This is a genomic window from Microcoleus sp. AT3-D2, from assembly GCF_036705715.1.
In the GTDB taxonomy this organism is placed as follows: Bacteria; Cyanobacteriota; Cyanobacteriia; order Cyanobacteriales; family Microcoleaceae; genus Microcoleus.
Genome location: NZ_JAUBVE010000007.1, coordinates 93,147 through 116,950 on the forward strand (window position 1 = coordinate 93,147; position 23,804 = coordinate 116,950).

General features: G+C 44.8%; 19 protein-coding genes. 10 read left to right on the forward strand and 9 right to left on the reverse strand.

All coding sequences use genetic code 11. The features are described from left to right. Positions 1-73 precede the first annotated feature (73 nt). From QUB44_RS05175 to QUB44_RS05205, 7 genes are all read left to right on the forward strand, one after another. Positions 74-2,077, forward strand: a complete 2,004-nt coding sequence (locus QUB44_RS05175; RefSeq protein WP_333363973.1) for an ABC transporter ATP-binding protein — start codon at positions 74-76, stop codon at positions 2,075-2,077. A 110-nt stretch (positions 2,078-2,187) separates the two neighbouring features. Continuing rightward, positions 2,188-3,387, forward strand: a complete 1,200-nt coding sequence (locus QUB44_RS05180; protein WP_333363976.1) for a glycosyltransferase family 4 protein — start codon at positions 2,188-2,190, stop codon at positions 3,385-3,387. 118 nt (positions 3,388-3,505) lie between these two features. Then, positions 3,506-4,456 (forward strand): glycosyltransferase family 10 domain-containing protein, encoded by a 951-nt coding sequence (locus QUB44_RS05185; RefSeq protein WP_333363979.1) that lies wholly within the window; start codon positions 3,506-3,508, stop codon positions 4,454-4,456. An 11-nt stretch (positions 4,457-4,467) separates the two neighbouring features. Then, complete coding sequence (locus QUB44_RS05190; protein WP_333363982.1) at positions 4,468-5,568, forward strand: formylglycine-generating enzyme family protein; 1,101 nt, start codon at positions 4,468-4,470, stop codon at positions 5,566-5,568. Positions 5,569-5,691: 123 nt separating this feature from the next. Continuing rightward, positions 5,692-6,666, forward strand: a complete 975-nt coding sequence (locus tag QUB44_RS05195; RefSeq protein WP_333363985.1) for an Npun_R2821/Npun_R2822 family protein — start codon at positions 5,692-5,694, stop codon at positions 6,664-6,666. Next, complete coding sequence (locus tag QUB44_RS05200) at positions 6,663-7,541, forward strand: Npun_R2821/Npun_R2822 family protein (protein WP_333363988.1); 879 nt, start codon at positions 6,663-6,665, stop codon at positions 7,539-7,541. Before QUB44_RS05195 ends, QUB44_RS05200 begins: the two co-directional genes overlap by 4 nt. Before the next feature lie 151 nt (positions 7,542-7,692). Beyond that, the gene (locus tag QUB44_RS05205) at positions 7,693-8,715 is read left to right on the forward strand and encodes an Npun_R2821/Npun_R2822 family protein (RefSeq protein ID WP_333363991.1); all 1,023 of its coding nucleotides are present in this window, start codon (positions 7,693-7,695) and stop codon (positions 8,713-8,715) included. A gap of 3 nt (positions 8,716-8,718) precedes the next feature. On the opposite strand, the gene QUB44_RS05210 is transcribed toward QUB44_RS05205, so the two are convergent. From QUB44_RS05210 to QUB44_RS05225, 4 genes are all read right to left on the reverse strand, one after another. Further along, entirely contained in the window at positions 8,719-9,669 is a 951-nt protein-coding gene (locus QUB44_RS05210; protein WP_333363993.1) for an NAD-dependent epimerase/dehydratase family protein, read from the reverse strand. A gap of 188 nt (positions 9,670-9,857) precedes the next feature. After that, positions 9,858-10,232, reverse strand: a complete 375-nt coding sequence (locus tag QUB44_RS05215) for a hypothetical protein (protein WP_333363996.1) — start codon at positions 10,230-10,232, stop codon at positions 9,858-9,860. A gap of 159 nt (positions 10,233-10,391) precedes the next feature. Further along, on the reverse strand, positions 10,392-12,068 hold the full coding sequence (locus tag QUB44_RS05220) for an AarF/ABC1/UbiB kinase family protein (protein ID WP_333363999.1): 1,677 nt from the start codon (positions 12,066-12,068) through the stop codon (positions 10,392-10,394). A 550-nt stretch (positions 12,069-12,618) separates the two neighbouring features. Continuing rightward, a complete protein-coding gene (locus QUB44_RS05225; protein ID WP_333364002.1) occupies positions 12,619-13,776 on the reverse strand; it encodes a DegT/DnrJ/EryC1/StrS family aminotransferase in 1,158 nt (385 codons plus the stop codon). 127 nt (positions 13,777-13,903) lie between these two features. Here QUB44_RS05225 and QUB44_RS05230 point away from each other — a divergent pair, with 127 nt between their 5' ends. Together QUB44_RS05230 and QUB44_RS05235 are read left to right on the forward strand one after the other, a co-directional pair. Continuing rightward, entirely contained in the window at positions 13,904-14,683 is a 780-nt protein-coding gene (locus QUB44_RS05230; protein WP_333364005.1) for an ABC transporter permease, read from the forward strand. A gap of 211 nt (positions 14,684-14,894) precedes the next feature. Beyond that, complete coding sequence (locus tag QUB44_RS05235) at positions 14,895-15,533, forward strand: Uma2 family endonuclease (RefSeq protein ID WP_333364008.1); 639 nt, start codon at positions 14,895-14,897, stop codon at positions 15,531-15,533. 59 nt (positions 15,534-15,592) lie between these two features. On the opposite strand, the gene QUB44_RS05240 is transcribed toward QUB44_RS05235, so the two are convergent. The 5 genes from QUB44_RS05240 to QUB44_RS05260 form a co-directional block, all read right to left on the reverse strand. Continuing rightward, positions 15,593-17,482 carry a hypothetical protein gene (locus QUB44_RS05240; RefSeq protein ID WP_333364011.1) on the reverse strand — a complete coding sequence of 630 codons (1,890 nt, stop codon included), beginning with the start codon at positions 17,480-17,482 and terminating at the stop codon, positions 15,593-15,595. A gap of 159 nt (positions 17,483-17,641) precedes the next feature. Next, positions 17,642-18,316: a nitroreductase family protein gene (locus tag QUB44_RS05245; RefSeq protein WP_333364014.1), complete on the reverse strand. Its 675-nt coding sequence runs from the start codon at positions 18,314-18,316 to the stop codon at positions 17,642-17,644. A 268-nt stretch (positions 18,317-18,584) separates the two neighbouring features. Further along, on the reverse strand, positions 18,585-19,571 hold the full coding sequence (locus QUB44_RS05250; protein ID WP_333053807.1) for a GntR family transcriptional regulator: 987 nt from the start codon (positions 19,569-19,571) through the stop codon (positions 18,585-18,587). 209 nt (positions 19,572-19,780) lie between these two features. After that, positions 19,781-21,343, reverse strand: a complete 1,563-nt coding sequence (locus QUB44_RS05255; protein WP_445299870.1) for an adenylate/guanylate cyclase domain-containing protein — start codon at positions 21,341-21,343, stop codon at positions 19,781-19,783. Between the two features lie 186 nt (positions 21,344-21,529). Next, on the reverse strand, positions 21,530-22,939 hold the full coding sequence (locus QUB44_RS05260; RefSeq protein ID WP_333364020.1) for an aminopeptidase P family protein: 1,410 nt from the start codon (positions 22,937-22,939) through the stop codon (positions 21,530-21,532). 396 nt (positions 22,940-23,335) lie between these two features. Between QUB44_RS05260 and QUB44_RS05265 the strand changes: the two genes are divergently transcribed. Continuing rightward, positions 23,336-23,779, forward strand: coding sequence for a DUF4332 domain-containing protein (locus tag QUB44_RS05265; RefSeq protein WP_333364022.1), 444 nt, complete (start codon positions 23,336-23,338; stop codon positions 23,777-23,779). The last annotated feature ends 25 nt before the right edge of the window (positions 23,780-23,804 follow it).

Here is a 23,804-nt window from a genome sequence, read left to right on the forward strand (position 1 = left end):
CACGGGAGGAAGAAAAGCTGGCTGTTATTAAAGAATATTTTGAGATGCCGTACTGTTTAGCTGGGAATGCTTCATGTCTGCCAATAAGCTACTCCTAAAATTTGCCAGACGATATCCCGGCAGGATTTTCTTAACTGTGATGCTGGGTTTTTCTGGCGCTTTATTCAACGGTATCAGCACTACTCTGATTGTACCAGTGCTTTTAAGTTTTTTAGAGGAAGCGATCGAGCTGCGTGGTGCTCCACCTCTAATTAAAACTTTGATGTATCCCTTTGAGGGAATGCCCGGAAATCAGCGTTTAATGTTGATGACCGGGGCGGTTGTGCTGGCAATTTTTTTTAAAAATGTTGCGAGTTATATCAATACTTTAGTAGCTACTTCTCTGACGCGATCTCTGACTTTTGATTTGCGAGAAGCAGGTTTGCGGTTGTTGTTAGAAGTAGATTTAGATTTTTACTCTAAAACTAAAGTCGGGGATTTAATTAATAGATTGGGCGGAGAGATTGGTCGGACTGCTAGTGCAGTTGGTACGGCCATCGGAATGTTTACTACCTCAATCACAGTTTTGGTGTTTGTGGGCCTGCTACTATCGATCTCGTGGAAACTGACGGTGACAGCTACAGTTTTGCTGGCGTTAGTGGCTTGGACAAATCAATATATTATTAACCGTTCCAAGCATTTTGGCCACCTGCTTTCTGAAATGTCGAAAGATTATTCGGTTAGGGTGCTGGAAACCATTACCGGGATTCGGCTGGTCAAGTCAACGGGGAACGAGGAAAGGGAGTATCAGCGGATCAAGCATTTAATTCAAAGGCGAGAACAAGCCGATTTTCAGGCTCAGGTAAATTATGCGGCGATCGCCCCAATTAACGAAGTTGTTAATTTGATAGTTATAATTTTGATTGTATTTATAGGTCGCACAATATTTGCGAATGAGATAGAGTCTATTGCTACAATTTTATTAACCTATTTATTGGTACTGTTTCGATTAATCCCTTTAATTTCTCAGTTGAATAGCGGGCGCAGTCAATTTGCTAATACGTCGGCTAGTGTAGAGGTGGTTAATGATTTTTTGAGCTGCGAGGACAAGCCATTTATGCTGAACGGTTCTGTGCCTTACACTAATTTGCGATCGGGAATTCATTTTAATAAAATATCTTTTAGTTATCCTAACCACAAAAATTTAGTTTTGCAAGGAATTGATTTATTTCTACCTCACGGCACTACTTTGGCTTTGGTAGGAACTTCGGGTTCTGGTAAGTCAACTTTGGCAGATTTACTGCCGAGATTTTACGATCCTACAGAAGGTCATATCTCGATCGATGGCAGGGATTTGCGGGAATTTGACCTGAAAAGTCTCAGACAAGCGATGGGTATTGTTAGCCAAGATACGTTTTTGTTTAATGCTTCAGTGCGTGAAAATATTGCTTATGCTAGACCCGAAGCGACTGATGAAGAAATTGTGGAAGCGGCGAAGGGAGCGAATGCTTACGAGTTTATCCAACTATTGCCGGAGGGGTTGGATACTCAAATTGGCGATCGGGGCGTGATCTTATCGGGAGGGCAGCGTCAGAGAATTTCAATTGCTAGAGCCCTGCTGCAAAACCCGGAAATCTTAATTTTAGATGAGGCAACGAGTTCGCTGGATACGGTTTCGGAAAGGTACGTGCAAGCGGCGATCGAGAAATTGAGCTACGATCGCACAACCTTAGTCATCGCCCACCGCCTCTCCACAGTCCAAAAAGCCCACAAAATCGCCGTGATCGATCGCGGACAAGTAGTAGAAATTGGTTCCCACGAAGAATTGCTAGCAAAAGGAGGTTACTACACTCGCTTGTATTCAGTGCAATTTGCTGAAGAAACCGCTCGCGATGAAGCTCTAATTAGAGGTTCTTACGAAATTCGCACTCGCCTGACTCCCATGATAGCTTACCTCAAAATGCTAGTAGATGAAATGGTAGACTCTCCCGAAGAAAGAGACGAGTTAATCAGAGAATCATTTCACTCTGCTGCTAATATTTTCACGACTTTAGAATTTATAGAAAACACTATTAAGCGTCAGGCTGTTAAAAAGTAGGCAGTTGGCAGTTGGCAGTTGGCAGTTGGCAGTAGTCATTAGTCATTAGTCAACAGTCAACAGTCAACAGTCAACAGTCAACAATTACTAATTACTAACTACCAATTACCATGTCCAAATATTATGTATTTTTTACCAGAAATATCTTGCCGCAACCCAATGTAGCGAGCTTAGTTCAAGTTGCACACTCTGCCAATGCCGCAGCAAACCTCGGTTATCCAGCAGTTTTGGTATACCTCCGCAAAGGCTGGAGTGCTTTGAATCCGGTTGATTTGCTTTTTCCTTTTCAACCCAGGAAACCCGATGACAAACTTGCCAAAATTTACAATATTCAAGATAAATTAAAAGTAGCAGATTTACCGATGCCGTGGCCGATCGACCTTTTGGACAGCAAGTGGACGAGTTCTAGTACAATAGTATCAAAATACTACTTACCAATTCACCTGCTTAAATCCACTAAAATTGTCCATACCCGCGACTGGAACTTTGTCAAAGCTGCAGTTAAAAACGGAATTCCCGCTATCTACGAACAGCACCACCATGAAAACAAGCAATTTGAATCAGAAATTGTCCGCAATCCTCTGTTTCAAATTGCTGTAACTGTTGCCGATACTGTCCGAGACAGCATGATTAAGAAAGGGCTGCCGCCAGAAAAAGTAATTACGCTGCACAACGGTTTTAACCATTTGTTTCTCGCGAGACAAACAGAAGCTGCCCAGAATTGGCGACAGCAATTATTAGAAGATGACAGACAGCATTTAGCGGTTTATGCAGGCGGACTTTACCCGTTTAAAGGTGTTGATATGTTGGTGGATGTGGCTAAGGAATTGCCGCAGGTTCAATTTGCGATCGCGGGCGGTGATTCATCCCAAGTAACGGCCTACCAGCAGTTAGCCAAATCCAAGCAAGTTAACAACATTAAATTTCTCGGCTACCTCCCTCAAAATCAACTTGCTAGCTTGCTGCAAGCAGCCGATGTTTTGACTCACCCCCACTGTTTGACAGAGGCGGCGACATTCACATCTCCTTTAAAATTATTTGATTACATGGCATCGGGAACTCCGATTGTAGCGACAGAGATTGCATCTTTAATGGAATTTAAAGCGGGAAATATAGCAGCAACTTGGTGCGAACCGGATAACCCGCACCAGTTTGCACAAAGCATTCGAGATTGTTTAACCAAATATCCGAGGAAAAGCGAAGGTTATGCAGAAACATTGAATTTTGTCAAGCAGTTTTCGTGGGAAAATAGGATAGAGAAAATTTTGAGTTATGTGGATGACAAAGTGCGATCGCAAATCATTCATTAATCCTCCTCCGATAATTGTAAAATCCGTAGGGGCGGGTTTTACCAACAATCATCGCCTAAAATTAATAATCTCATAAACCCGCCCCGCCCACACGCAAAAACCAGATTTATTATTAGATATGAACCCAAAAATTATCGGCACAATCACCACCTATCCAGGCATGAACCAAAGCGACTGGCTGTGGCAACAAACCCCCCAAAACTTCGGCAAATGGGGCAACATTCAAATGCTCGCCAACCACCCAGAACCAGACTTTTTACTCATGTATCAATTCGACTTTCCCCGATCGCCCAAAAAGCAGTCATGGCTCGACAAAATCCGCCGTCCAAGCCCTCAAAACCCAGAAAATGACATTCGAGACAAATTGCGCGGTGTCCCCAAGGAACGCATAATTTACCTGATCCGCGAGCCACCATTACCAGAAGTTATTGAAATTACGAAAGCTAACTACGAACAAGCCAAACTTTATTGCGGTTACGTTTCCGGACCCGACGATTTCGCACCAAAGCCGGATTATATGCCCGCGATTTGGTATCACTCTAACTCGTTTCGAGAACTCGATGAAATGCCTGCGCCGCCGAAAACTAAATCCTGTTCTTGGATTACTTCAGGTGTTAGCCGCACCGCCAATCACCGCCACAGATTAGACTTTATCAAATTGCTGCGATCGCAAGAATTGGATTTTGACCTTTACGGGCGAAACTTGCCAACTTGGGCGCGCGGGAACGGCACTGTAAACAATAAATGGCACGCCGTGGCACCATACTATTACAACTTAGCTATAGAAAATTATGCCGAAAACGATTGGTATGTCAGCGAGAAGCTTTGGGATGCTTTGTTAGCTTGGTGTTTGCCAATTTATTACGGCGGTTCGGCGGCGGATAAGTTGTTGCCGGCGGGGAGTTTTCTGAGGCTGCCGAGTTTGGATGAGAAAGGAGTAGAATTTATTAAAGAGGTTGTGGCTAATGCGGATTATTGGCATGAAGCCAGGGATAAAATTGCCGAAGCCAGACAAATCATTCTCCACGAATTGAACTTGCTCAATTGGCTGTCTAACTTTGTATCTTAGGAAATAGCGCGATGACAGAAAACCCAAATCAACCCAGAGAATACGATGCCGTCAAGGGCGGTGAATCTCAAGTGCCATTCGCTGCGGCTGTTTTAGGCGGGATTCCCGGCGTTAAGAGTCGTTTGGCTTCACCGATTGTTGAGGTAAAAATTGCTGCACTGTCTGAAGCAATAAGATATGGAGATGTTGGTTTAGATTTAATCGTTGGAGCACTGCAAGATGAATCGTGGCAGGTGAAGTTGGCAGTCTTTTTGGTGCTGAAGGATAGAGATGAACCAAATATAAAAAAGCAGTTACAAAAATATTTTCCTACTTTTGACTTTGATGCGATCACAGTAAATGCTAAAGGAAAAAAAAACAGTCGCTACCGTTATTATGCTCACTTCTTCGCCGAAGACTTAGGGAATCCAGTTGTGCTGGAAATGGTTTATATTCCCGGAGGCACATTTATGATGGGTTCGCCTAAAAGTGAAGAAGGACGATATGATTACGAAAATCCGCAGCATCTAGTCACGGTACCGGCTTTTTTTGCAGGCAAATACCCCATCACCCAAGCACAGTGGGAAGCAGTAATGGGAAACAACCCATCTGGTTTCAAAGGTGAAAAACGTTGTGTAGAAAATGTATCGTGGGATGATGCCGTCGAATTCTGTGCCAAAGTCTCGCAAAAAAACGGGAAAAAATATCGCCTCCTGAGTGAAGCAGAATGGGAATACGCCTGTCGTGCGAAAACCACAACCGAATTTCATTTTGGAGAAAACATTACCCCGGATTTAGTAAATTATCACGGATATTACCCCTACGCAAACGCTCCCAAAGGACTTTCCCGCAAAGAAACAACCAATGTCGGGAGATTTCCCCCCAATGCCTTTGGACTGTACGATATGCACGGCAATGTTTGGGAATGGTGCAGCGATAGATGGCACGAAAACTATAACGGCGCACCAACTGACGGAAGTTGCTGGGAAACGGGCACATCTGAATACCGTATGCTGCGTGGCGGTTCCTGGGACAACTATGCGGTCAATTGTCGCAGTGCCGATCGTAACTGGCTTTCGGCGGGCGGTCGCCGCAGGAAGATCGGTTTTCGCGTAGCTGTGGATTTGGCCTAGTCTCCGGTTTTCGGGTCTCTGCTTTAATCACCCGGGCTCGCCCTCCTCTACCATTTTACTAAATGATTCGGCGGTGGAAACCGCAACTACATAAACCAAGTCCGCCTTCGCGAGACTATATATATGAATGGAATTTGCACGCTAGCCAACGATACAGTTTACGACCAACTAATTGCCTTGCTCAACAGTATTGAAGTTATCTTAGGCTCAAATACTCCTGTCTGTATTTATCCTTTCGACGACCAGATACAGCAAATCAAAGCTGAAATTGTCAACCGTCCCAACGTCTTTATTTATGAAGATAGCGCCTCAATTCAGCGATGGGACAAATTCATGCAAGCAGCGGCACCAGAGCGTTTGAACCGCAAAAAATTTCGGCTTTACGGCGCACATCGGCGCTTTTGCGCTTTCGACGGCCCGTTTGACAAGTTTATCTACATGGATGCGGATACTTTGGTGATGAATTGCCTTGATGCTGTTTTTCAGAAGTTAGAGGGATCGGATTTTGTGGTTTATGATTTTCAATTTCGCGATCCAACTAAAGTATACAATATTCAGTCACCAAAACTCCTCGAAGTTTTTGAGCAGAATCGGATAGACTCGGAAATATTTTGTTCTGGATTTTACGCCAGCAAGCAAGGATTGTTTGAGCAAGATACTAGGGAATGGCTGTTAGCTCAACTGCAATCGGGGGAGGCGGAAATTCTCTATGAAGGTGCGGGAGAACAGCCGTTGCTCAATTATATGGTGATGAAAACGGGGATGAATAGCTATAATTTTGCTTATAGCCTCCCGGATGGCGAAAAAACTGGGTGTAGCGTTACTTCTAAACATTTTGAAGAGCACGATCGCATTTTGTACGACAAGGGAAACCGACTTACTTACATTCATTATATTGGTGTGCCGCCGGATTTAATTCGGAGAGTTTGTGCGGGCGAAAATATTGAGTTTCCCTATCGCGATTTGTTCCTGCATTACCGCTATCTCCGCGAACCGTCCAAGCGTCCGATTTTTGCCCAAGCCCCAAAGTCTTATACTGAGGTTTCTGCGCCGAATTTGTTAAAAAGGGTATTGAGAAGGTTGAGGATAAATGTATGAATCGCGGTATTTATATTGTTGCCAATGATAAGGTGATGGAAAGTGCGATCGCCCTTTTAAACAGCATACGTCTGTACAATTGTCAAGTACCTATTTTTCTGATTCCCTTCGACGACAATTATCAGCAAGTCGCAGCCGCACTCAGCAGTCTCCACGGGGTGCGATTGTTCCCAAATCTGGAGTTTGTGGAACAGTTTACCAGAGAAATTGGCCAAACGTTCGATCGCAACTTTTTAGCCCTCCCCAACAAAATGCGAAAACTCGCCGCCTGGTTTGGCCCCCTGGACGAATTTCTGTACATCGATACCGATATCATCGTCTTTGAAGACATCGCAGACAACTTAAACAAACTATCAGAAGTAGACTTTTTTTGCTGCGACTACCACCACCTCAGCGAAAAACTGCGAAATGTATTTTCACCCGCTGTAAAAGAACAGAATATCTTTACAGATTCACAGCTTCAAGATGTATTCAACAGCGGTTTTTGGGCTTCCAGAAAAGGAACTATTACAGAATCACAAATGTATGAAATTTTGCGAGAATGTTCGCAGCATCAAGAATATTTTGACTTTACTCAAAATGTCACAGACCAACCTATACTAAATTATATCATTCTTAAACTAATTCCCAAGCGCTGCAATCTTGTTAAATATTCAGCAACAGAACCTGGAAGCTGGGCGGGTTCCAAGCATTTTCAAGAAATAGATTATGTTCTTTATGACAAAGGCAAAAGGTTAAAATATCTTCACTGGGCTGGGATAAAAATTAAAATAGGTAGTCCTTATTGGAAACTTTGGAAACATTATCGTTATCTCAATGAAGAAGATAAAAAATTAAATTTAGTGCAAAAAATATTTCGATATTGGCATGGATAAATAATATTGTTTGTAGTCACACGGCGATTGAAATCTCTAGCAACGCAAGCACATAAACAAAGTTCACGCGGAGTAATAAATTACCTGGTTTCAAGACCGAGTTTAGTAACGAGTAGAATTCTTCAATCTAAAATCTAAAATCTAAAATCCGATGACTGATGGCATTTATATTCTAGCAAACGATGTTGTTTTTGACCACTTAGTCGCTTTATTGAACAGTCTTGAAGTCAACGGGGCAAAAAATATTCCTGTTTGCATCATTCCCTACGATGATAACTTGAAAAAAGTGCGAGTAGAAATTGCAACTCGCCATAATGTAACCCTGTTTGAAAATACCGATTCCATCCATTTCTGGGAAGACTTTGCAACTAAAGTTTGGACATCTCATCGCAAAGCTCAAAAAGTTTGGCCAACTAAAGGTTGGCGGCAAGTTCACTGTTTGGGAATGCACCGAAAATTTTGCTGCTTTGACGGCCCTTTTGACAAATTTGTCTATTTTGACAGCGACACTCTGTTAATGGGTTCTCTAGATTACATCTATCAAAAACTGGATGAATTTGATTGGGTAGCCAACGATTTTCAATACAAATCAGACCTTAATCATGTATTTGATTTATCCTCTGGGAAACTGCCAAAAGTTTTTAACATTAACCAACTGCAATCACATATTTTTTGTGCGGGTTGGTTTGCTGCAAAAAAAGGTATTTTAAATCGAAATAACTCAAGCCAGCTTTTAGATAAGTTGACTTCGGGAGAAGCAGAAATTTTGTCTTTGCGGGGAACAGACCAACCTTTATTTAACTATTTAGTCGCCCGTAGCGGCATCTCTTTTTATAACTTTGCTTATTATCAACCTGCACAGGTAACGGGCAATCATTGGTCTTCTCAATTTGATGTGATAGATTATGTTCTATACGACAAAGGGCGACGGTTGACTTACTTGCACTACATGAGCATTTCTGCTGCAAAGTTTACTCGATTGTGTGCAGGCGAAGATGTTGAGATTCCCTACCGAGACGTATTTCTGCACTATCGCTATTTGAATTCGCCGCAAACACAGCCAAAACTCGTGCTTCCAAATTTGTTGGTTCGCTTGCAGAGAAATCTCCAAAGTTGGGTAATTCAAAAAGTTAACAATGTTCAATTTAAGTTGCGGAATTTCTGGGATAGATAGGATTTAACTGTACAAAGACTGAATCCACTCCCATTCGCGCCTTAAACCTTCTTCTAAAGCAACCTGCGGCTGATAACCTAAGATTTTCTGGGCTTTAGACACATCCGCGCTAGTGTGCCGCGCATCTCCCCTCGCAGCTTCGGTAAAATCTATCCGAATAGGTCGATCGACAATTCTCTCTATTGTCTCAATAACTTCTTTTAAAACTACCCGACTTCCCCCACCAATATTAAAAACTTCCCCCGCAGCTTCTGGAACCTCAGCCGCCGCTAAATTCGCAGCAACGCAATCGCTGATAAACGTAAAATCCCGCGTTTGCAATCCGTCGCCGAAAATTGAAATCGCCTCGTCAAACAAAATCGACTTAAAAAACTTGTGAAAAGCCATATCGGGGCGCTGTCTCGGCCCGTAAACCGTAAAATAGCGCAGGGAAGTAGTCGGAACGCCAAAATTTTTGTAATAAAGCCCGCACAAACGTTCACCTGCTAATTTCGTAATTCCGTAGGGAGAAACCGGCTGCGGACAAGCATTTTCATTCGTGGGAAAAGATTCAGCATTGCCGTAAATTGAAGAAGAAGAAGCATAGACAAACTTTTGCAATTTAGGCGCATCTTTGGCAGCTTCTAACAATACTTGAGTGCTGTTAATATTGCGTTCGGTATAGCTGCGAAAACCGTCGCCCCAGCTAGCACGAACTCCTGCTTGCGCCGCCTGATGAAATATTACCTTAGCATCAGATAAAAGACCTCGCCAATTTAGAGACAAAATATCGCCTTCCACCAATTCAAAACCCGGATACTTTTCAAGTCGTGCAATATTCTTGCGCTTGAGGCCCGGATCGTAATAATCGTTAAACTCATCAACACCGATCACCGTCTCCCCTCGATTTAAAAGAGTTTCTACTAAGTTAGAGCCAATAAATCCCGCCGCACCCGTAACAATTAAAATACTCATTCGATTTTAGATTTTAGATTTTAGATTTAAAACTTTTTACACAAGTTATTTCCTAAGTTGTCATCATCTTTTTTCTCTTCCTCTGCGTTCTCTGCGTTCTCTGCGGTTCAAAAAGCATCAAATAGGATAATCTTAGAGAACTATCAACCCCTTTGCTTTTCACAACAAAAGAGGTTGATAGTTAACTTTCATTGTTCAAAAGAATCTAAATCCAGCGCTTGGGAACCTCCGCGTTCTAACTCAATCAAAAGCTTACCTAGCTGAGTCCAAACTAGCCAACTCGTGAGTACCGTCAGCGGCAAAGCTAGGGCATAAGAAAGTAGTTTGGGGAAGCCAAAAATCTCCATCCCAGAAGCTAAAAATACGCAAATACCGCCAGCCATTCCCAGAAAAGGTATGACTAATTGCAGCCTTGGCAGGTTAGCCAAAGTGCGAGTAGAACGATTTTTAGACCACTGTTGTACGGATTGTTTGAGAGTTGCTTCAAATGCTACGCCGGAAGCCATACCTGCTAGTAATCCGGCCGACATTAAAAAATAGGGAGGTTCTGGAAAATAATACACGAATAATTCCTTAATTGGGGGAAGGGGGAATGGGGAATTGGGCATGGGGCATGGGGCATTGGGCATTGGGCATTGGGTATGGGGAATTAGTTATTAGAACCAACAACTAACAACCAACAAATAACCAATGACTAATGACTAATGACCAATGACTAATGACTAAAATCGAGTTAGCGCGGCTGCTCCTGCTGTGGAAAAGTCCGTCAAAGCGCCTAGAGCAACGTTGAACAGGCGACCGGGCTGCAAATCTTCCTTGACTAAGTTCCACAGGCTGCGAACTTCTTCGGTGTGGATTCGATCGTCCTCAATCAAAGCTAACATTAGCTGGCGTCTCAAAAACGACCCTTCCTCTGACAGCAAAAATTGCAAGCCTAGTTGGGCTGTGGGGAGCAAGTCGAAACTGCGATCCGATCGGGCGATCGCGATCATGTCCTCTAACCTGTTCCACTGGAATTTGCCATCTTTGAATAATACCTCAATCAGACGCCGCCGCAGTGCCGGAGATTCTCCGTTCAACAAACGCCGCGCTACATAAGGATACGCCACCTCGACTATCTTGAAATTCGGATTCAGGGTCAGGGCCAAACCTTCTTCTGTCACCAGAGAGCGAATAATTAAGGCAAATTTCGCCGGCACCCGGAAAGGATAATCGTACATCAACTCCGAAAACTGGTCTGTAATCGTCTTGAAGTTAAAATCTGACACCTTTTCGCCGACGATATCACCCAGTACAGATTCCAGCGCCGGGACGATCGGCATAATATCTGTATCTGGTGTCAAAAAGCCAAGTTTGACAAAATCCTTGGCTAATTGTAAGTAATCTTTGTTGATCAAATGAACGACAGAATCAACCAAAGTTTCTTTAGTTGTTTCTTCCATCTGATCCATCATCCCAAAATCAATGTAAGCCATGCGGCCGTCCGCTAAGGCAAACAGATTTCCCGGATGAGGGTCAGCGTGAAAAAATCCGTGTTCCAGCAACTGCCGCAAACCGCTGCGGACTCCGACTTCAATTAAACTATCGGTATCCAAACCTGCGGCTTTAACACTTGCCATATCTGTCAGCTTGATGCCGTCAATCCATTCGAGAGTCAGAACGCAGTTTGAAGTATAGCGCCAGTAAATGCTCGGAACTTTTACTGTCGGGTCGTCGGCAAAATTTGTAGCAAATTTCTCGGCGTTCCGGCCTTCATTGATATAATCAATTTCCTCGAACAATTTGATACCAAATTCATCGACGATCAAACAGAGGTCGTGACCGAGATTCAGCGGCAACAAGGGGCCCAACCATCCAGCCGCCCAGCGCATTAAATAAAGATCCAGGCTCAAAACTGGCAGCAAATTCGGTCGCTGAACCTTGACTGCTACTGCTTCCCCGGTGAGGAGGCGAGCTCGGTAGACTTGACCAAGACTTGCCGCGGCGACAGGTTCGGGGGAGATTTCGCTGTAGGTTTCGCTAATTTTGCGATCGAGTTGCGCTTCAATAATCTCGAAAGCGCGCACGGAGTCAAACGGCGGCAATTGATCCTGAAGTTTGATCAATTCTTCGAGAAAGTCTTTGCGGATCAAATCCGGTCTGGTAGAAAGTGCTTGGCCGACTTTAATGAAAGTGGGACCCAAGCGAGTGAGTATTTGTCGCAGGTGGGTGGCTCGTTCCGGCTGGTGTGCTGCGACTTCGTGCTGCCAACTGTCCCACAGCATCCCCAGCACAAAGCCCGCAAAAGACCAAATAACGGTAATTGCGCGCCAAATTGCTTTCCAAGGACGTTTGCGGTAATACTGAGCGATCGCTTGTGGATCGTAGCGTCTAGCCTGAGTGAATTGATACTGAGGCACTCGTTTATTTTCCTCTTATCTTCTGAAAATTACAGGTTAAATTGAGAATTGGGCATTGGGCATCGGGCATCGGGCATCGGGCATCGGGCATCGGGCATCGGGCATGGAAGTCGAAAGTTCAAATATTATTTATTCTTTCTTCTTCGTTCTTCCTTCTTCGTTCTTCCCTCTTCCCTCTTCCTTCTTCATCATTGACCGATCGCACTGCAAGGTTTAGGCGAGCGGAAAATGCACCCGTTCGAGGCGGATTGCTAGCCTAAATTTGTTTCTTTTCATTAAATATAGTACATAAAAGTACAAGTGATCAGTCAAAATACTTAACAGCTCTCCCTGACCAAGCCCAAAAACGGATACCGTGCCACGTACTTAAGTCGTGGAAAGATAAAAATTTTAGACCCTAGTTCAAGCACCCAGATTTATCTGTGGGGTAAATCTAAAATCTAAAATCTAAAATCTAAAATCGACTGACCGCTGCACATTCTCACACCACTGCAACCCTGCAATTCTTTTCTCCTCCTGCATTTCCCTCGCTGATGCCATCGCGCCAAAGCTACCGGATGCGATCGGCCTTTGCCAAGCAATCTTTCAGACCATAAATCGTCCGCTCTTGTTGATCCCTCGACAGTTCCGGGAACATCGGCAAAGACAAGACTTGGTGGCAAACTTGCTCAGCCTTTGGCAATTGACCTGCTTGATAGGCCAAAGATTTGTAAACAGGTTGCAGGTGCAAAGGTAACGGATAGTAAACCATCGAACCGATGCCAGCTTCCTGCAACTGAGCCCGCATCCAATCTCGAAAATCGCCAGAGGGATTTTGCGCGTCTTCTGGACTTGTTAGCCGGATCGTGTATTGATTCCAAACTCCTTTTGCCAAGGGCAATTCTTTGGGCACGGCAACTCCGGGCACGCGGGAGAGAAATTCGCTGTAAAGTGTGGCGATGGAACGTCGCTGGGCGTTCCAACTGTCGAGATATCGCAATTTAATGCTGAGAATCACCGCTTGCAGGGCATCTAAACGGCTGTTGTATCCGATTTCTTCGTAGAAATACCTAGAAGACTGCCCGTGTTCTTTGAGCATTCGCATTTCTGCTGCGAGGGCTGGATCGTTTGTCGTCACGGCGCCACCGTCACCGCAAGCGCCTAAGTTTTTGGTCGGATAAAAACTGAAGCAGCCGACATGGCCGATGCTGCCGACTTTTTGAGACTGCCACTGGGCCCCGACAGACTGGGCGCAATCTTCAATTACGGCTAAATTGTGCCGAGTCGCAATTTCCATCAACCGAGTCATGTCTACCGGTTGGCCGAAGATGTGGACGGGCATAATTGCCTTGGTTTTGTCGGTAATTGCCGCTTCGAGGAGTTCGACATCCAGATTAAAAGTCTCGCTGTCAATATCGACAAATACTGGAGTCGCACCGACGGCGCTAATTACCTCAGCGGAAGCAAAAAAGGTAAAAGGAGTGGTAATCACTTCATCGCCAGGGCCAATTTTGAGAGCTCGCAAAGCCAAAATCAGGGCATCGGTGCCGGAGTTGCAGCCAACGCACTCGGAAACGCCGATGTAGTCGGCGAACTCTCGTTCAAAACTCTTTACGGCTGGGCCGCCTACGTAGCCGCCAGAGGCAAGCACTTTTTGCACCGCAGCGGTTATCTCGTCGCCAATCTGCGCGTATTGGCGGGTTAAGTCGAGGGGGGGAACATTATTCACTCTTCACACCATAAATTTCAAGCATTATCAAAGCAAATTCTTGCAGCAAAACTGTTTTCCAGAAACCTTTATTCAAATATCTTATATTTGGACAGGCAAACAATCACATTATCGAAAGGGTGGGCCGGTGTTAATTGAGCTAGATTTTACAGATTTGGGTTGGGCTTTGGGGATGGTGGCGATCGCGATCGGGCTTTCGGCGTGGCAGGGATTGGGGTTGGAGGGGGCGATCGCGATCGCGGCGGGGCGCACCCTGATCCAGCTAATCTTAGTCGGGTACGTGCTCGCAGTCATCTTTGACCCGGAGGGGAAAAATCCTTGGCTGGTTTTAGCAGTTTTAGCAATCATGCTGACAACAGCTAGCATGGTGGCCAGCAACCGCATCAGCAAAAAAATCAAGAACTTACTGCCCTTAGTTTGGGGTTCAATTTTTATCAGTACGGCCTTGACTCTCGCCTATACAAACTTGCTAATTTTGCAACCTGACCCTTGGTACGAACCGCAATACCTGATTCCTTTAGCGGGTATGATTTTGGGCAATGCCATGAACTCCGGGGCGATCGCGGGCGAAAGACTTGTGAGTACAGTTAATAGCAGCCACTTAGAAATAGAAACCCATTTAAGTTTAGGTTCGACGCCGCAGCAAGCAGTAAAACAGTACCGCAAAGACGCGATTAAAGCTGGATTAATCCCGCTCTTAAATACAATGACGGTGGTAGGAATAGTAACTTTACCAGGAATGATGACAGGTCAAATGCTGAGCGGTGTCAGTCCTCTCGATGCAGCATCTTACCAGATTTTGATTATGTTTGTGTTAGCGCTGGCAACTGTAATCGCAACTCTGCTGTTGACAGAGGGATTGTCCCGAAAGTTTTTTAATCAAGATGCACAATTGATAAAATGGTAATTGGGAATTGGGCATTGGGCATTGGGAATTGGGCATTGGGCATTGGGAATTGGGCATGGGGCATTGGGCAGGGAATTGGTAATATAATATAGGTAGGAACTTGCATTTAGCCTTATTTTCTTGAACAGGCAAGATGCCTGTTCCACAAAGAGTGAGTTATCTTGTGGGGTGGGCTTCTAGCCCGCCCCTGTCATCACTAAGGAGAATAGCCATGATTCAAATAGCAACTAAACCGCTAACTTTTGAAGAATTTGCGGAATGGAAGCCCGAAAATGCACGTTATGAACTGCACAATGGAGAGATTGTTGAAATGTCACAGCCATTAGGAGACCATGAAGAAGTTATCGGTTTTTTAGCCTCCGAGTTAACTGCTGAGTTTAGAAAGGTAAAACTTCCGTACTTCATCCCCAAACAAGCATTAGTTAAGCCACTGGAAAACGAATCAGCTTATTCGCCCGATATTCCGATATTAAATCGCCCCAACTTAGCGTCAGAACCTATGTGGAAAAAATTCTCAACCGTGACTCAAGGCGCATCAATTCCGCTGGTTATTGAAGTAGTTAGTACGAATTGGCAAGATGACTACATCAAGAAAGTAGGCGAATACGAACTAATCGGGATTCCTGAATATTGGATTGTGGATTATCTTGGTTTGGGCGGCCGCAGGTTTATTGGCAATCCCAAGCAACCAACGATATCGGTTTATCAGTTGGTTGATGGTGAGTATGAAGTTAGTCTATTTCGGGGAGATGAGACAATAGAGTCGCCCACTTTTCCTGAGTTGAATTTGACGGCTAAACAAGTTTTTCAAGCTGGATTGACCGCAGGTGAAATTGCTGGCGATGCGTGAGTGTAAATATGCCGATCGTTATGACAGATTTTTTGCCCTCACGCACCCTATAACTACAACTACTTCGGTTCGTGACTCCCAATCCGCTTGCCTTCGCCATCGTACACCTGCATCGGGATTTTGGCGTTTTCGGCGATCGCCTCCAAAGCTTTTTGCAATGTTTGAACGTGGTTTTCTACAGCTTGGCGAGACTTCACAGCATTGTTGTTGTTTGCTTGGATGAAAGTTTGTTGCAATTTCTGCACGTAACCTGGAGTCATCTGCACCGCAATCAAATCTTTGCTAACAGTATAGTCGCAAATCTTGGGGTTGCCTTTACAAGTTCTATCTAAATCGGTGCGGGCTTTTTGCAGGTTCCTTTCTTCCTGCAACCTTACTTCTGCTTGCTGCAATGAAGTTTTGTAGGAAGCGATCAGGGGTTGGGCTTTCTGAGAATAGGCAGTTGCCGCCGGCACTTGCTCGGCGTAACTCAAAGCTCTTCGCCAGGATTCTGATGCTTTAAACCAGGCGTTTTTGCCCTCAAAAATTTGAGCTTCTGCTGCTAAAGTCACAGCTTGAGTATACGCATTTTCCGAAATTCCTTCGACATTTTTGCGCTCGCGAGCTTGTGAAAGTTTGGTTTCGTATTTGGGAACTAACAGTTTAGCTTGTTGGTAAGATGTCGTGCCCGTGGGAATTTCTGATAGGATGTCGAGGGATTCTTCCCAACCTGATTGCACTTGATCCCAAGTCTCGGCTGTCTGAGCTACGGCTTCGCGAGCTTCTGCTATTTGGGCTATACTTTTGGCATCGAGCAGCGTTTTTTCGGCTTTTTTCTCTGTGCTTAATTGCCGATTTCCAGTTGCTAAATTCTTCCCGTATTCCTGCTTTTTTTTCTGAGCAAACTCATAAACTGGACTGTCTGTGGGGATTTCTCCGAGTTCGGCGATCGCACTTTGCCACAGAGCTTGTGCTTCCTGCCCGTTCTCGGCAGAATAAGGCGGATTTTGGGTTTTCTGAGCTGCTGACTGTGCGAGGCGCGCTCCATCGATCGCAGAGTTTAAATTCTGATTTTGCGAACGGTAGCTTTCCAGAGCGCTTTGAGCTTCACCGCGATGAATTGACCAGGAGGGAATCGGTTCCAAAAGGGCGATCGCCTGTTTTAACTGTCGCTGCGCTTCTTGGGGGCTGTTGGCAACTTTTGACGTTTTCAGCGTCTTCGTCGAATTCTCGCTCAACTGTTTGGCCTTAGCTAAAGCACTACATTCTCCGATGACGCAGGGGCGGCTCAGCATATAATAACCGCCTGCCAAAACTAGCGCGGCGACACTGATGATTCCTGCTGCAGCCAGCATCGCAAACGGTGAACGCTTGGGTTTTTGGGCAACTGTTACCGCTTCCATATCCAGCGGATTGAAGGGATTGTCTCCAATATCTGCCGGGATTGCAGCTACCCTAAAGGCGATCGGATCGGAATTGCTGGAACTCTCAGAAAAATTGGGAAAATATTCTTCATCCCACGCATCTTTCTCATCCGTTTCTAACGGTATCTCCTCCTCAACATCCGCCGTCTGGGCTACATTTTCTGTTAAGACTATCCCGGTTTCTTCGGCGGGAATATTCTCGGTTTTTTTGAACAACTGCACTGTTTTTGGTTTTGACAAAACAGGGTTGTGCATGGTAAAAGAATGGAAAGCATAAGGCTGTTTTTGCCCGGTAATTTTTAGGCAAAGTCCAATCTGTTGAATAGATTCTGGTTCTATTTCGAGAATTGCTGCTTCTAGCACCGCAAAAGTCGGTTTGGCTTTGAGAACTAAACTGCGCGGGTGTTCTCCCACAACCGTTAAAGATTCATCTCGAAAATCGCAACTAATATAAAGCGGTAATTTTTTAAATCCGGCTGCTTGCAAGTGCTGCTGCAACTTTACTTCGAGAATTTGTGCGTTGCTTTGTCGCGTTGCTACTGTCATATTTTCTCCTCTGTCTAATCTCACCACTTTCGATTTTAGATTTTGAATTTTAGATTTTAGATTGCAGAATTGTCGGGATTTTTGATTAGTTTGAACTTTGGCACCGATTCATTCCAAATCTTAACTCTTAAAATTCAAGTTGCAACAAAATCTTAACTCTCAAATCTCAGCTTGCAAAGCCTGTCCATAACTTTCGCTGTAATAAACTTGATTAACGTCAAAACGCCCGCCATATTGTTTGAAAGGTGCTGCTGCATAACCAAGTGGCAGCAAACAGCAAACATCTACTTCTTCGGGAATTTGAAAGGCTTCTTTCACCTTAGCGCTGACAAAACCTTCCATCGGACAACTGTCTACCCCAAAACTTTTAGCTGCAATCATTAAGTGGGCTACTGCGAGCATTGTATGTCTGTTTGTCCAAGCTTCTAGGGAGTCGAAGCAGGGACGGTTCTCGAACAATTGCGGGATTGCTTGTCGCATATAACCGGCTAAATTGTCATTCATTGCGCCTGTGGTTTTGCCCAATTCGATGACTGCTTCGGTGTTTTCTGGCCTGCCGGCGCGCCGATCGCCACAACAGATTAATACTACTGGGGCTTCTACCACTTGGCGCTGATCAAAGGCGCAAGCTTTTAATTTTTCTTTGCTGGCTGGGTCTTGAAGTACGATAAACCGCCAAGGCTGCAAGTTGTAACCAGAGGGCGATCGCACTCCCAATCGCAAAATCTCTGCCAAGATTGCTGGGGGAATCGGATCGGGTTGGAAACTGCGCGCGGCCCGCCGGCTTTCGATCGCGGTTTTAACATTAATTGAAGGTTGGATTTCAATTGTCATGGATAATTGGTAATTGGTAATTGGTAATTGGTAATCGGTAGTTGGGAATTGGGTATCCGGTATCGGGTACTGGAAGTTGAAAGTTACAAGTTCAGTCCTGGACGAATAACCTAATTATTTAGGGTGCGCCGTGGGCAGCTTACGCCCATTAGGAATTGGGAATTATACCAGTTCCCAAAAGGATGCAACTCTAAAGAATATCCCAACCATTATGCAGTCATTCCCCATTTTTTAATCGAAAATCGAAAATCGAAAATCGAAAATGGTATCATCCCAAGCCCAACTCGCGCTTGAGCAAATTAATCGACTTAGAGCCGATGTAATTTTCGGAGCATATCAGTTGCGGGGGACGAATAATATCTTCTCTAGCCGCATTGATGGCAGCTTTTACTGTAGCAAAACTCGGTTGGTCGCAAAAAATTGTTCTGGCCGATCGCACGATCGAGTTAATCTTGTACTCGTCTGACACCAAGGCCGTCATCACCAGCAAATCCTCTCCCCGGATGCTGTGGATGATGACTTCGGTCGATCGTAGCATTCCCGGACTCAGGCTAACAAGCCCTAAATAACTGTCTTTCGGCAAACCCCCGACTAGCTGGATTTCCTGGCTGTAGTCGTAGATGTCTACGGGAATAACTCGCACCGAACGCGGTGCCGAAATCGATTCTGCTTCTCCGATAAAATATCGACTCGTGATCACAGTTCCCGAAGAGATTTGATCCAAAAAAGTACCTAGCTGTTCCATCGGCACTAACTGTATAGGAATGCGGAGAGCTTGTTCGAGTTCTTTCGCCATCAGTTCACCCACGCCGATGTCTTCTGTGGGGGCTGTGACGACCACTCTGGCGCTGCACCTGAGCCGCCAGTCAATTTCGGTCAAAAATAATTCCCTCGCTTGGTTGAGCGTACAGCCCTGTTCCAGCAGTTGATCGATACTTCCTTGCACTATTTTGTTGGCAAGGGGATATTCTTCGAGGATCGGAGATTTGAGTTTGTTGCCTACAACTTCGTTGCCTTGGGCGCGGACGTAAATGCCCGATCCTGCTTGGGCTTCTACGAGTCCGGTATTTTCGAGCTGGCGGTATACTTTGCTGATGGTGTTGCGGTGCAAACCCGTCTGCATGGCTAGCTGTCTGGTGCTGGGCAAGCGGTGTCCGGGCGGAAATTGTCGCGAGGCGATCGCAAACCTGATTTGATTGAATAGTTGGGTGGATGCTGGAATATCGCTATCGGTTTGAATATGAAATTGAACCATTATTAAAGGCTCCGACGACTTCAACTTAGTATTTTTATAACGTCGAGTACCGCGCCTAGGATTGCTCCGATATCTCTGTCTATAGCATAATCTTATTTGGTTGATCTGCAGCAGCCGTTCTGCCACAGGACGAGCGCCCCAAAGAGGCGATTAATCGCAGCCTGCAGAGTTTGCCTCAACAATCAGGTACTTTCAACTCTTAGCTTTATTTACTCTGCAATTTTGAGATCGCTTACTGTTTTTCTCCCCGTCAGTAAATAAGTTTGCATTAGCCCTTTACCTTTAATCTCGATCTCGCCACGATCTTCAAATTCATATTTATCCTGCAGCAGCTCATAAGTATAGTGGCTGACTTGAATGCGACCTGTTATGCCGTGAGATTCCATTCGGCTGGCTGTATTCACCGCATTTCCCCACAAATCGTAAATAAATTTTTTAGTGCCGATTACCCCTGCTACCACCGGCCCGCTATTAATCCCGATGCGGAGCTCAAATTTTGCGTCTAGCTTCACATTTAATTTCTCAATTGCTACTAGCATATCCAGCGCCATTTCGGCGATCGCCTCTGCGTGGTCTGGACGTTCAATGGGGATACCGGCTGCTACCATGTAAGCATCCCCGATCGTCTTGATTTTTTCTAAGCCGTGCTTCTCACTCAGTTGGTCAAAAGCTGAGAAAATTTCATTCAGCAAGTACACTAATTTAGTTGCGGACATGGTGGTAGAAATTTGGGTAAAATGCACCAAGTCAGCAAAAAGAATTGTTGCTTTTTCAAACTTGTCTGCAATCACTCCCGGTTTGTACTTCAACCTGTCGGCGATCGGTTCGGGCAAAATATTTAGCAGTAAACGTTCAGTTTTTTTCTGTTCTTTCCTTAGTGCAGATTCCATCTGCCTGCGTTTAGTTATATCATGAAAAAACACAGAAATGCCGTCGTGAGAAGGAAAAACCCTGACTTCCAACCACACTTTTAAGGGAGAATAATATTTTTCAAAAGCCACTCCAATTTGTTTGGCTACAGCTTCATGATACTCTTTATAAAAATCAGAATTCACGAATTCAGGAAACTCTTCCCAAAAATTTTTACCATAAAGTTCTTCCTGCGAGCGCTTCAAAAATTGCGATGCTTTGTAATTGATGTAAGTAAATCGCCACTGAGTGTCGAAAGCAAAAAAAGCATCGCTCATTCCTTCTAAAAAATTGACAATTTGCTCGTCGGTAGAACGCAGTTTTTCTTCTACTTGTTGGTGCCTGATCTGTGCGCGCTTTAATTTAGTCAGATTTATTCGCAACTCCATGTGGTTGATAATTTGCCGTCCTAAAGTCCGCAGCGCTTCTAGCTGTTGTGGGGTGAGATTACGAGGGATTGTATCTATCGCGCACAAAGTGCCGATGGGATAACCGTCAGGAGTTACTAGCGGGGCTCCAGCATAAAACCGAATATTTGGATCGGAAGTTACTAGCGGATTGGCGGCAAAGCGATCGTCATCTAGAGCATTGGGTACAACTAGCAATTGGTTGGGATTTAAAATAGCGTGGGCGCAAAAAGCTGACTCTCTCGGAGTTTCTGGCGCTTCCAGACCGACTTTTGATTTAAACCACTGTCGGTTAGAATCTATTAAGCTTACTAAAGCAATCGGAGTGCCACAAATATAAGATGCTAAAGCTGTTAGGTCATCAAAAACTGCTTCGGCTTCTGTGTCGAGAATGTTGTAGTTGTGAAGTGCTTCTAGCCTCTCTTCTTCGTTGCTGGGCAAAGGTGCAGCTTGCATCGGCGGCGGCGAGGATACAGGTTTGCGAACAATGCGTGGACGTGGAAGTATCAGTGCTACGAATTTTCTGACTTGCGAGAACAGTTTTTTAACTACTATCGAAAGATTTCTTGGCCAACCTTTATTCATCTTTATCTTTTTTCACACCTGATAAAACTGCGTATGTGCGATCGAACTCGGCTCAACTTACGTATTTACCGCAACTAACTCCTCAATCTCCGAAGCTTCTGTGGGCAATTTCCCTGTCAATACTTCTCTACCCTCATCAATGACAAGTATATCATCTTCTATGCGTATCCCCCGCACATCGGCAAATTTTTCCAACTCCTCCCACTTAACAAAATCTTCATATTTGGCGCGGTTTTCTGGGTCATTTAAGATGGCCGGCACTTGATAAAATCCCGGTTCGATCGATACCAGCATTCCCGGACGCAAAACTCGATTCAGCCGCAAAAACCCCAACCCAAACCGACTGCTTCTCGTTCTTCCTTCTTCATAGCCAGCCAAATCTCCTAAATCTTCCATATCGTGAACATCCAAACCGATTAAATGTCCGATTCCGTGCACAAAAAACAGCGCGTGAGCATCCATGTCTACCAAATCTTCAACATGACCCCGCAAAATACCTAAATCAACTAATCCTTCCGCCATAATCCGAGCCGCTAATAGATGAATATCTTGATATTCCACCCCCGGACTAATTTTATCAATACAAGCATCGTGTGCTGCCAAAACTACATCATAAATCGCTCTTTGAGTCGCTGAAAACTTTCCAGAAACCGGCCAAGTGCGAGTCACATCAGCCGCCCATCCCGTTGATGTTTCCGCACCGACATCTGCTAACAACAAATCTCCGGTTTGTAGGGAATTGTGATAATGTTCGCTGTGCAGAACTTCCCCATGTACTGTAACTATACTGGGATAGGCATAGGTCATATTTTTGGAGATGATGACACTTTCCATTGCAGCGCGCACCCCTGCTTCAATTTGAGCATTTCGGGTTGCCGCCATCCCCGCTTTGTGAGCTGCTACGGTGACAGCGGCAGCTTGACGCAATTCGACCAAACTGGCTGCATCGTGGCTCAGGCGCAGAGATATAATTGCCTGAGTTAATTCTAGGTCGATTCCGGTTGGCGAGTTGGGCGGTGCCAGAGGGCGAGCGAGAATTTGAGACTGTTGCAACTGAGTCCAAGAATCCTGAATTGCGATCGTTGCTGCATTTGTTGTTAGCGGAGCCCTCGAAGAGGATAGTGCTTTCAATTCGGCCATTGGGAAAGCAGCATCAGCCCCAATTAGTTCGGCAATTTCTGCTCTTTTCGGCATTTCTCCGTGCCAAAGAGTGCTACTAGCAGGTGCGTCATCTAAGAACAATTCTAATTTGCCCGATTCTAAGCGAATGGCAGCATTTTCTAAGGGCAAACCAGCAAAATATAGAAAGTGACTGCTGGCACGAAAGGGATAAGTAAGTGCCGGATAATTGCGGGGAATGCTGCGCCCCGACCAGAGAATTACCGGAAAATTAATTAAATCGGCCAGTTTTTGCCGCCGTTGCTGTAAAGTATTAGTTAACAAATTATAACCTCGTGTAATTGTCATGGGTAAAAACCTATAATTTTGAGTTTGGTTTGCAGTCAGCCGCAAGTTTTTTCATTCTCAGCATTAAATAACTAAAATTCTGACTGCAAACTTGGCAGGCAGTTTGGCTAAAATTCTCATCGGTAACTTCTTTTGTGCTAGCATTTATAGGCTGTATTTTTTATAGTCATTGTCGTCATCGCCTGGATGATTGGGTTAAGCAGTAAGCCTGCTCCACAGGCAGAAAAAACAGGCTGAAAGTGCTACTTTGCAGGCAATGAGCATAAATATCACAACACCCGCAATTAGTCAAATTCCTTGGTCGGGTTTTTGTTGATTGGATGACGTGAGCGAGATCCTCTATTGACTGTTTGATATATGAGACTTTAAAGTATAAGTAAAATTAACTGAAAAAACATGAAAATTTCTCATAAAGCTCCTCAAACTTCTGTGCAAGTACGCGACTGGCCGATCGCACATTTACCGGGATTGAGCAAGGAAAACCAATCTCAACTGGAAGAGTGCAGCATCACCACAACCGGACAACTAATTCGCATGACGAAAACGCAGGCGGCGAAAGTGTTGTTAGCCAATCAATTACAGATTAACATTCAATATGTTAATAAATGGGTAGCGATGGCAAATTTGGCTCGAATTCCAAGTGTAGGGTGTCAGTATTGCGGGCTGTTACTGCACGCCGGCGTTGCTTCTCCGGCTCAATTGGCTCAAATGCCCGTGGAGAGATTGCACCAACAAGTTTTAAGGCTGCACGTAGCGACAATGCAGCGCAATGACTTGACTCCTTCAGTCGATCGCGTGCAAAAATGGGTTCAACAAGCTAGATTAGTCAGTAGTCATTAGTCATTAGTTAGTTGTCAGTTGTTAT

What these genes read in the sequence shown, in the direction of transcription:
- QUB44_RS05175 (WP_333363973.1), top strand. Translation starts at nt 74, where the DNA reads ATGTCTGCCAATAAGCTACTCCTAAAATTTGCCAGACGATATCCCGGC.
- QUB44_RS05180 (WP_333363976.1), top strand. Translation starts at nt 2,188, where the DNA reads ATGTCCAAATATTATGTATTTTTTACCAGAAATATCTTGCCGCAACCC.
- QUB44_RS05185 (WP_333363979.1), top strand. Translation starts at nt 3,506, where the DNA reads ATGAACCCAAAAATTATCGGCACAATCACCACCTATCCAGGCATGAAC.
- QUB44_RS05190 (WP_333363982.1), top strand. Translation starts at nt 4,468, where the DNA reads ATGACAGAAAACCCAAATCAACCCAGAGAATACGATGCCGTCAAGGGC.
- QUB44_RS05195 (WP_333363985.1), top strand. Translation starts at nt 5,692, where the DNA reads ATGAATGGAATTTGCACGCTAGCCAACGATACAGTTTACGACCAACTA.
- QUB44_RS05200 (WP_333363988.1), top strand. Translation starts at nt 6,663, where the DNA reads ATGAATCGCGGTATTTATATTGTTGCCAATGATAAGGTGATGGAAAGT.
- QUB44_RS05205 (WP_333363991.1), top strand. Translation starts at nt 7,693, where the DNA reads ATGACTGATGGCATTTATATTCTAGCAAACGATGTTGTTTTTGACCAC.
- QUB44_RS05210 (WP_333363993.1), bottom strand. Translation starts at nt 9,669, where the DNA reads ATGAGTATTTTAATTGTTACGGGTGCGGCGGGATTTATTGGCTCTAAC.
- QUB44_RS05235 (WP_333364008.1), top strand. Translation starts at nt 14,895, where the DNA reads ATGATTCAAATAGCAACTAAACCGCTAACTTTTGAAGAATTTGCGGAA.
- QUB44_RS05240 (WP_333364011.1), bottom strand. Translation starts at nt 17,482, where the DNA reads ATGACAGTAGCAACGCGACAAAGCAACGCACAAATTCTCGAAGTAAAG.
- QUB44_RS05245 (WP_333364014.1), bottom strand. Translation starts at nt 18,316, where the DNA reads ATGACAATTGAAATCCAACCTTCAATTAATGTTAAAACCGCGATCGAA.
- QUB44_RS05250 (WP_333053807.1), bottom strand. Translation starts at nt 19,571, where the DNA reads ATGGTTCAATTTCATATTCAAACCGATAGCGATATTCCAGCATCCACC.
- QUB44_RS05255 (WP_445299870.1), bottom strand. Translation starts at nt 21,343, where the DNA reads ATGCAAGCTGCACCTTTGCCCAGCAACGAAGAAGAGAGGCTAGAAGCA.
- QUB44_RS05260 (WP_333364020.1), bottom strand. Translation starts at nt 22,939, where the DNA reads ATGACAATTACACGAGGTTATAATTTGTTAACTAATACTTTACAGCAA.
- QUB44_RS05265 (WP_333364022.1), top strand. Translation starts at nt 23,336, where the DNA reads ATGAAAATTTCTCATAAAGCTCCTCAAACTTCTGTGCAAGTACGCGAC.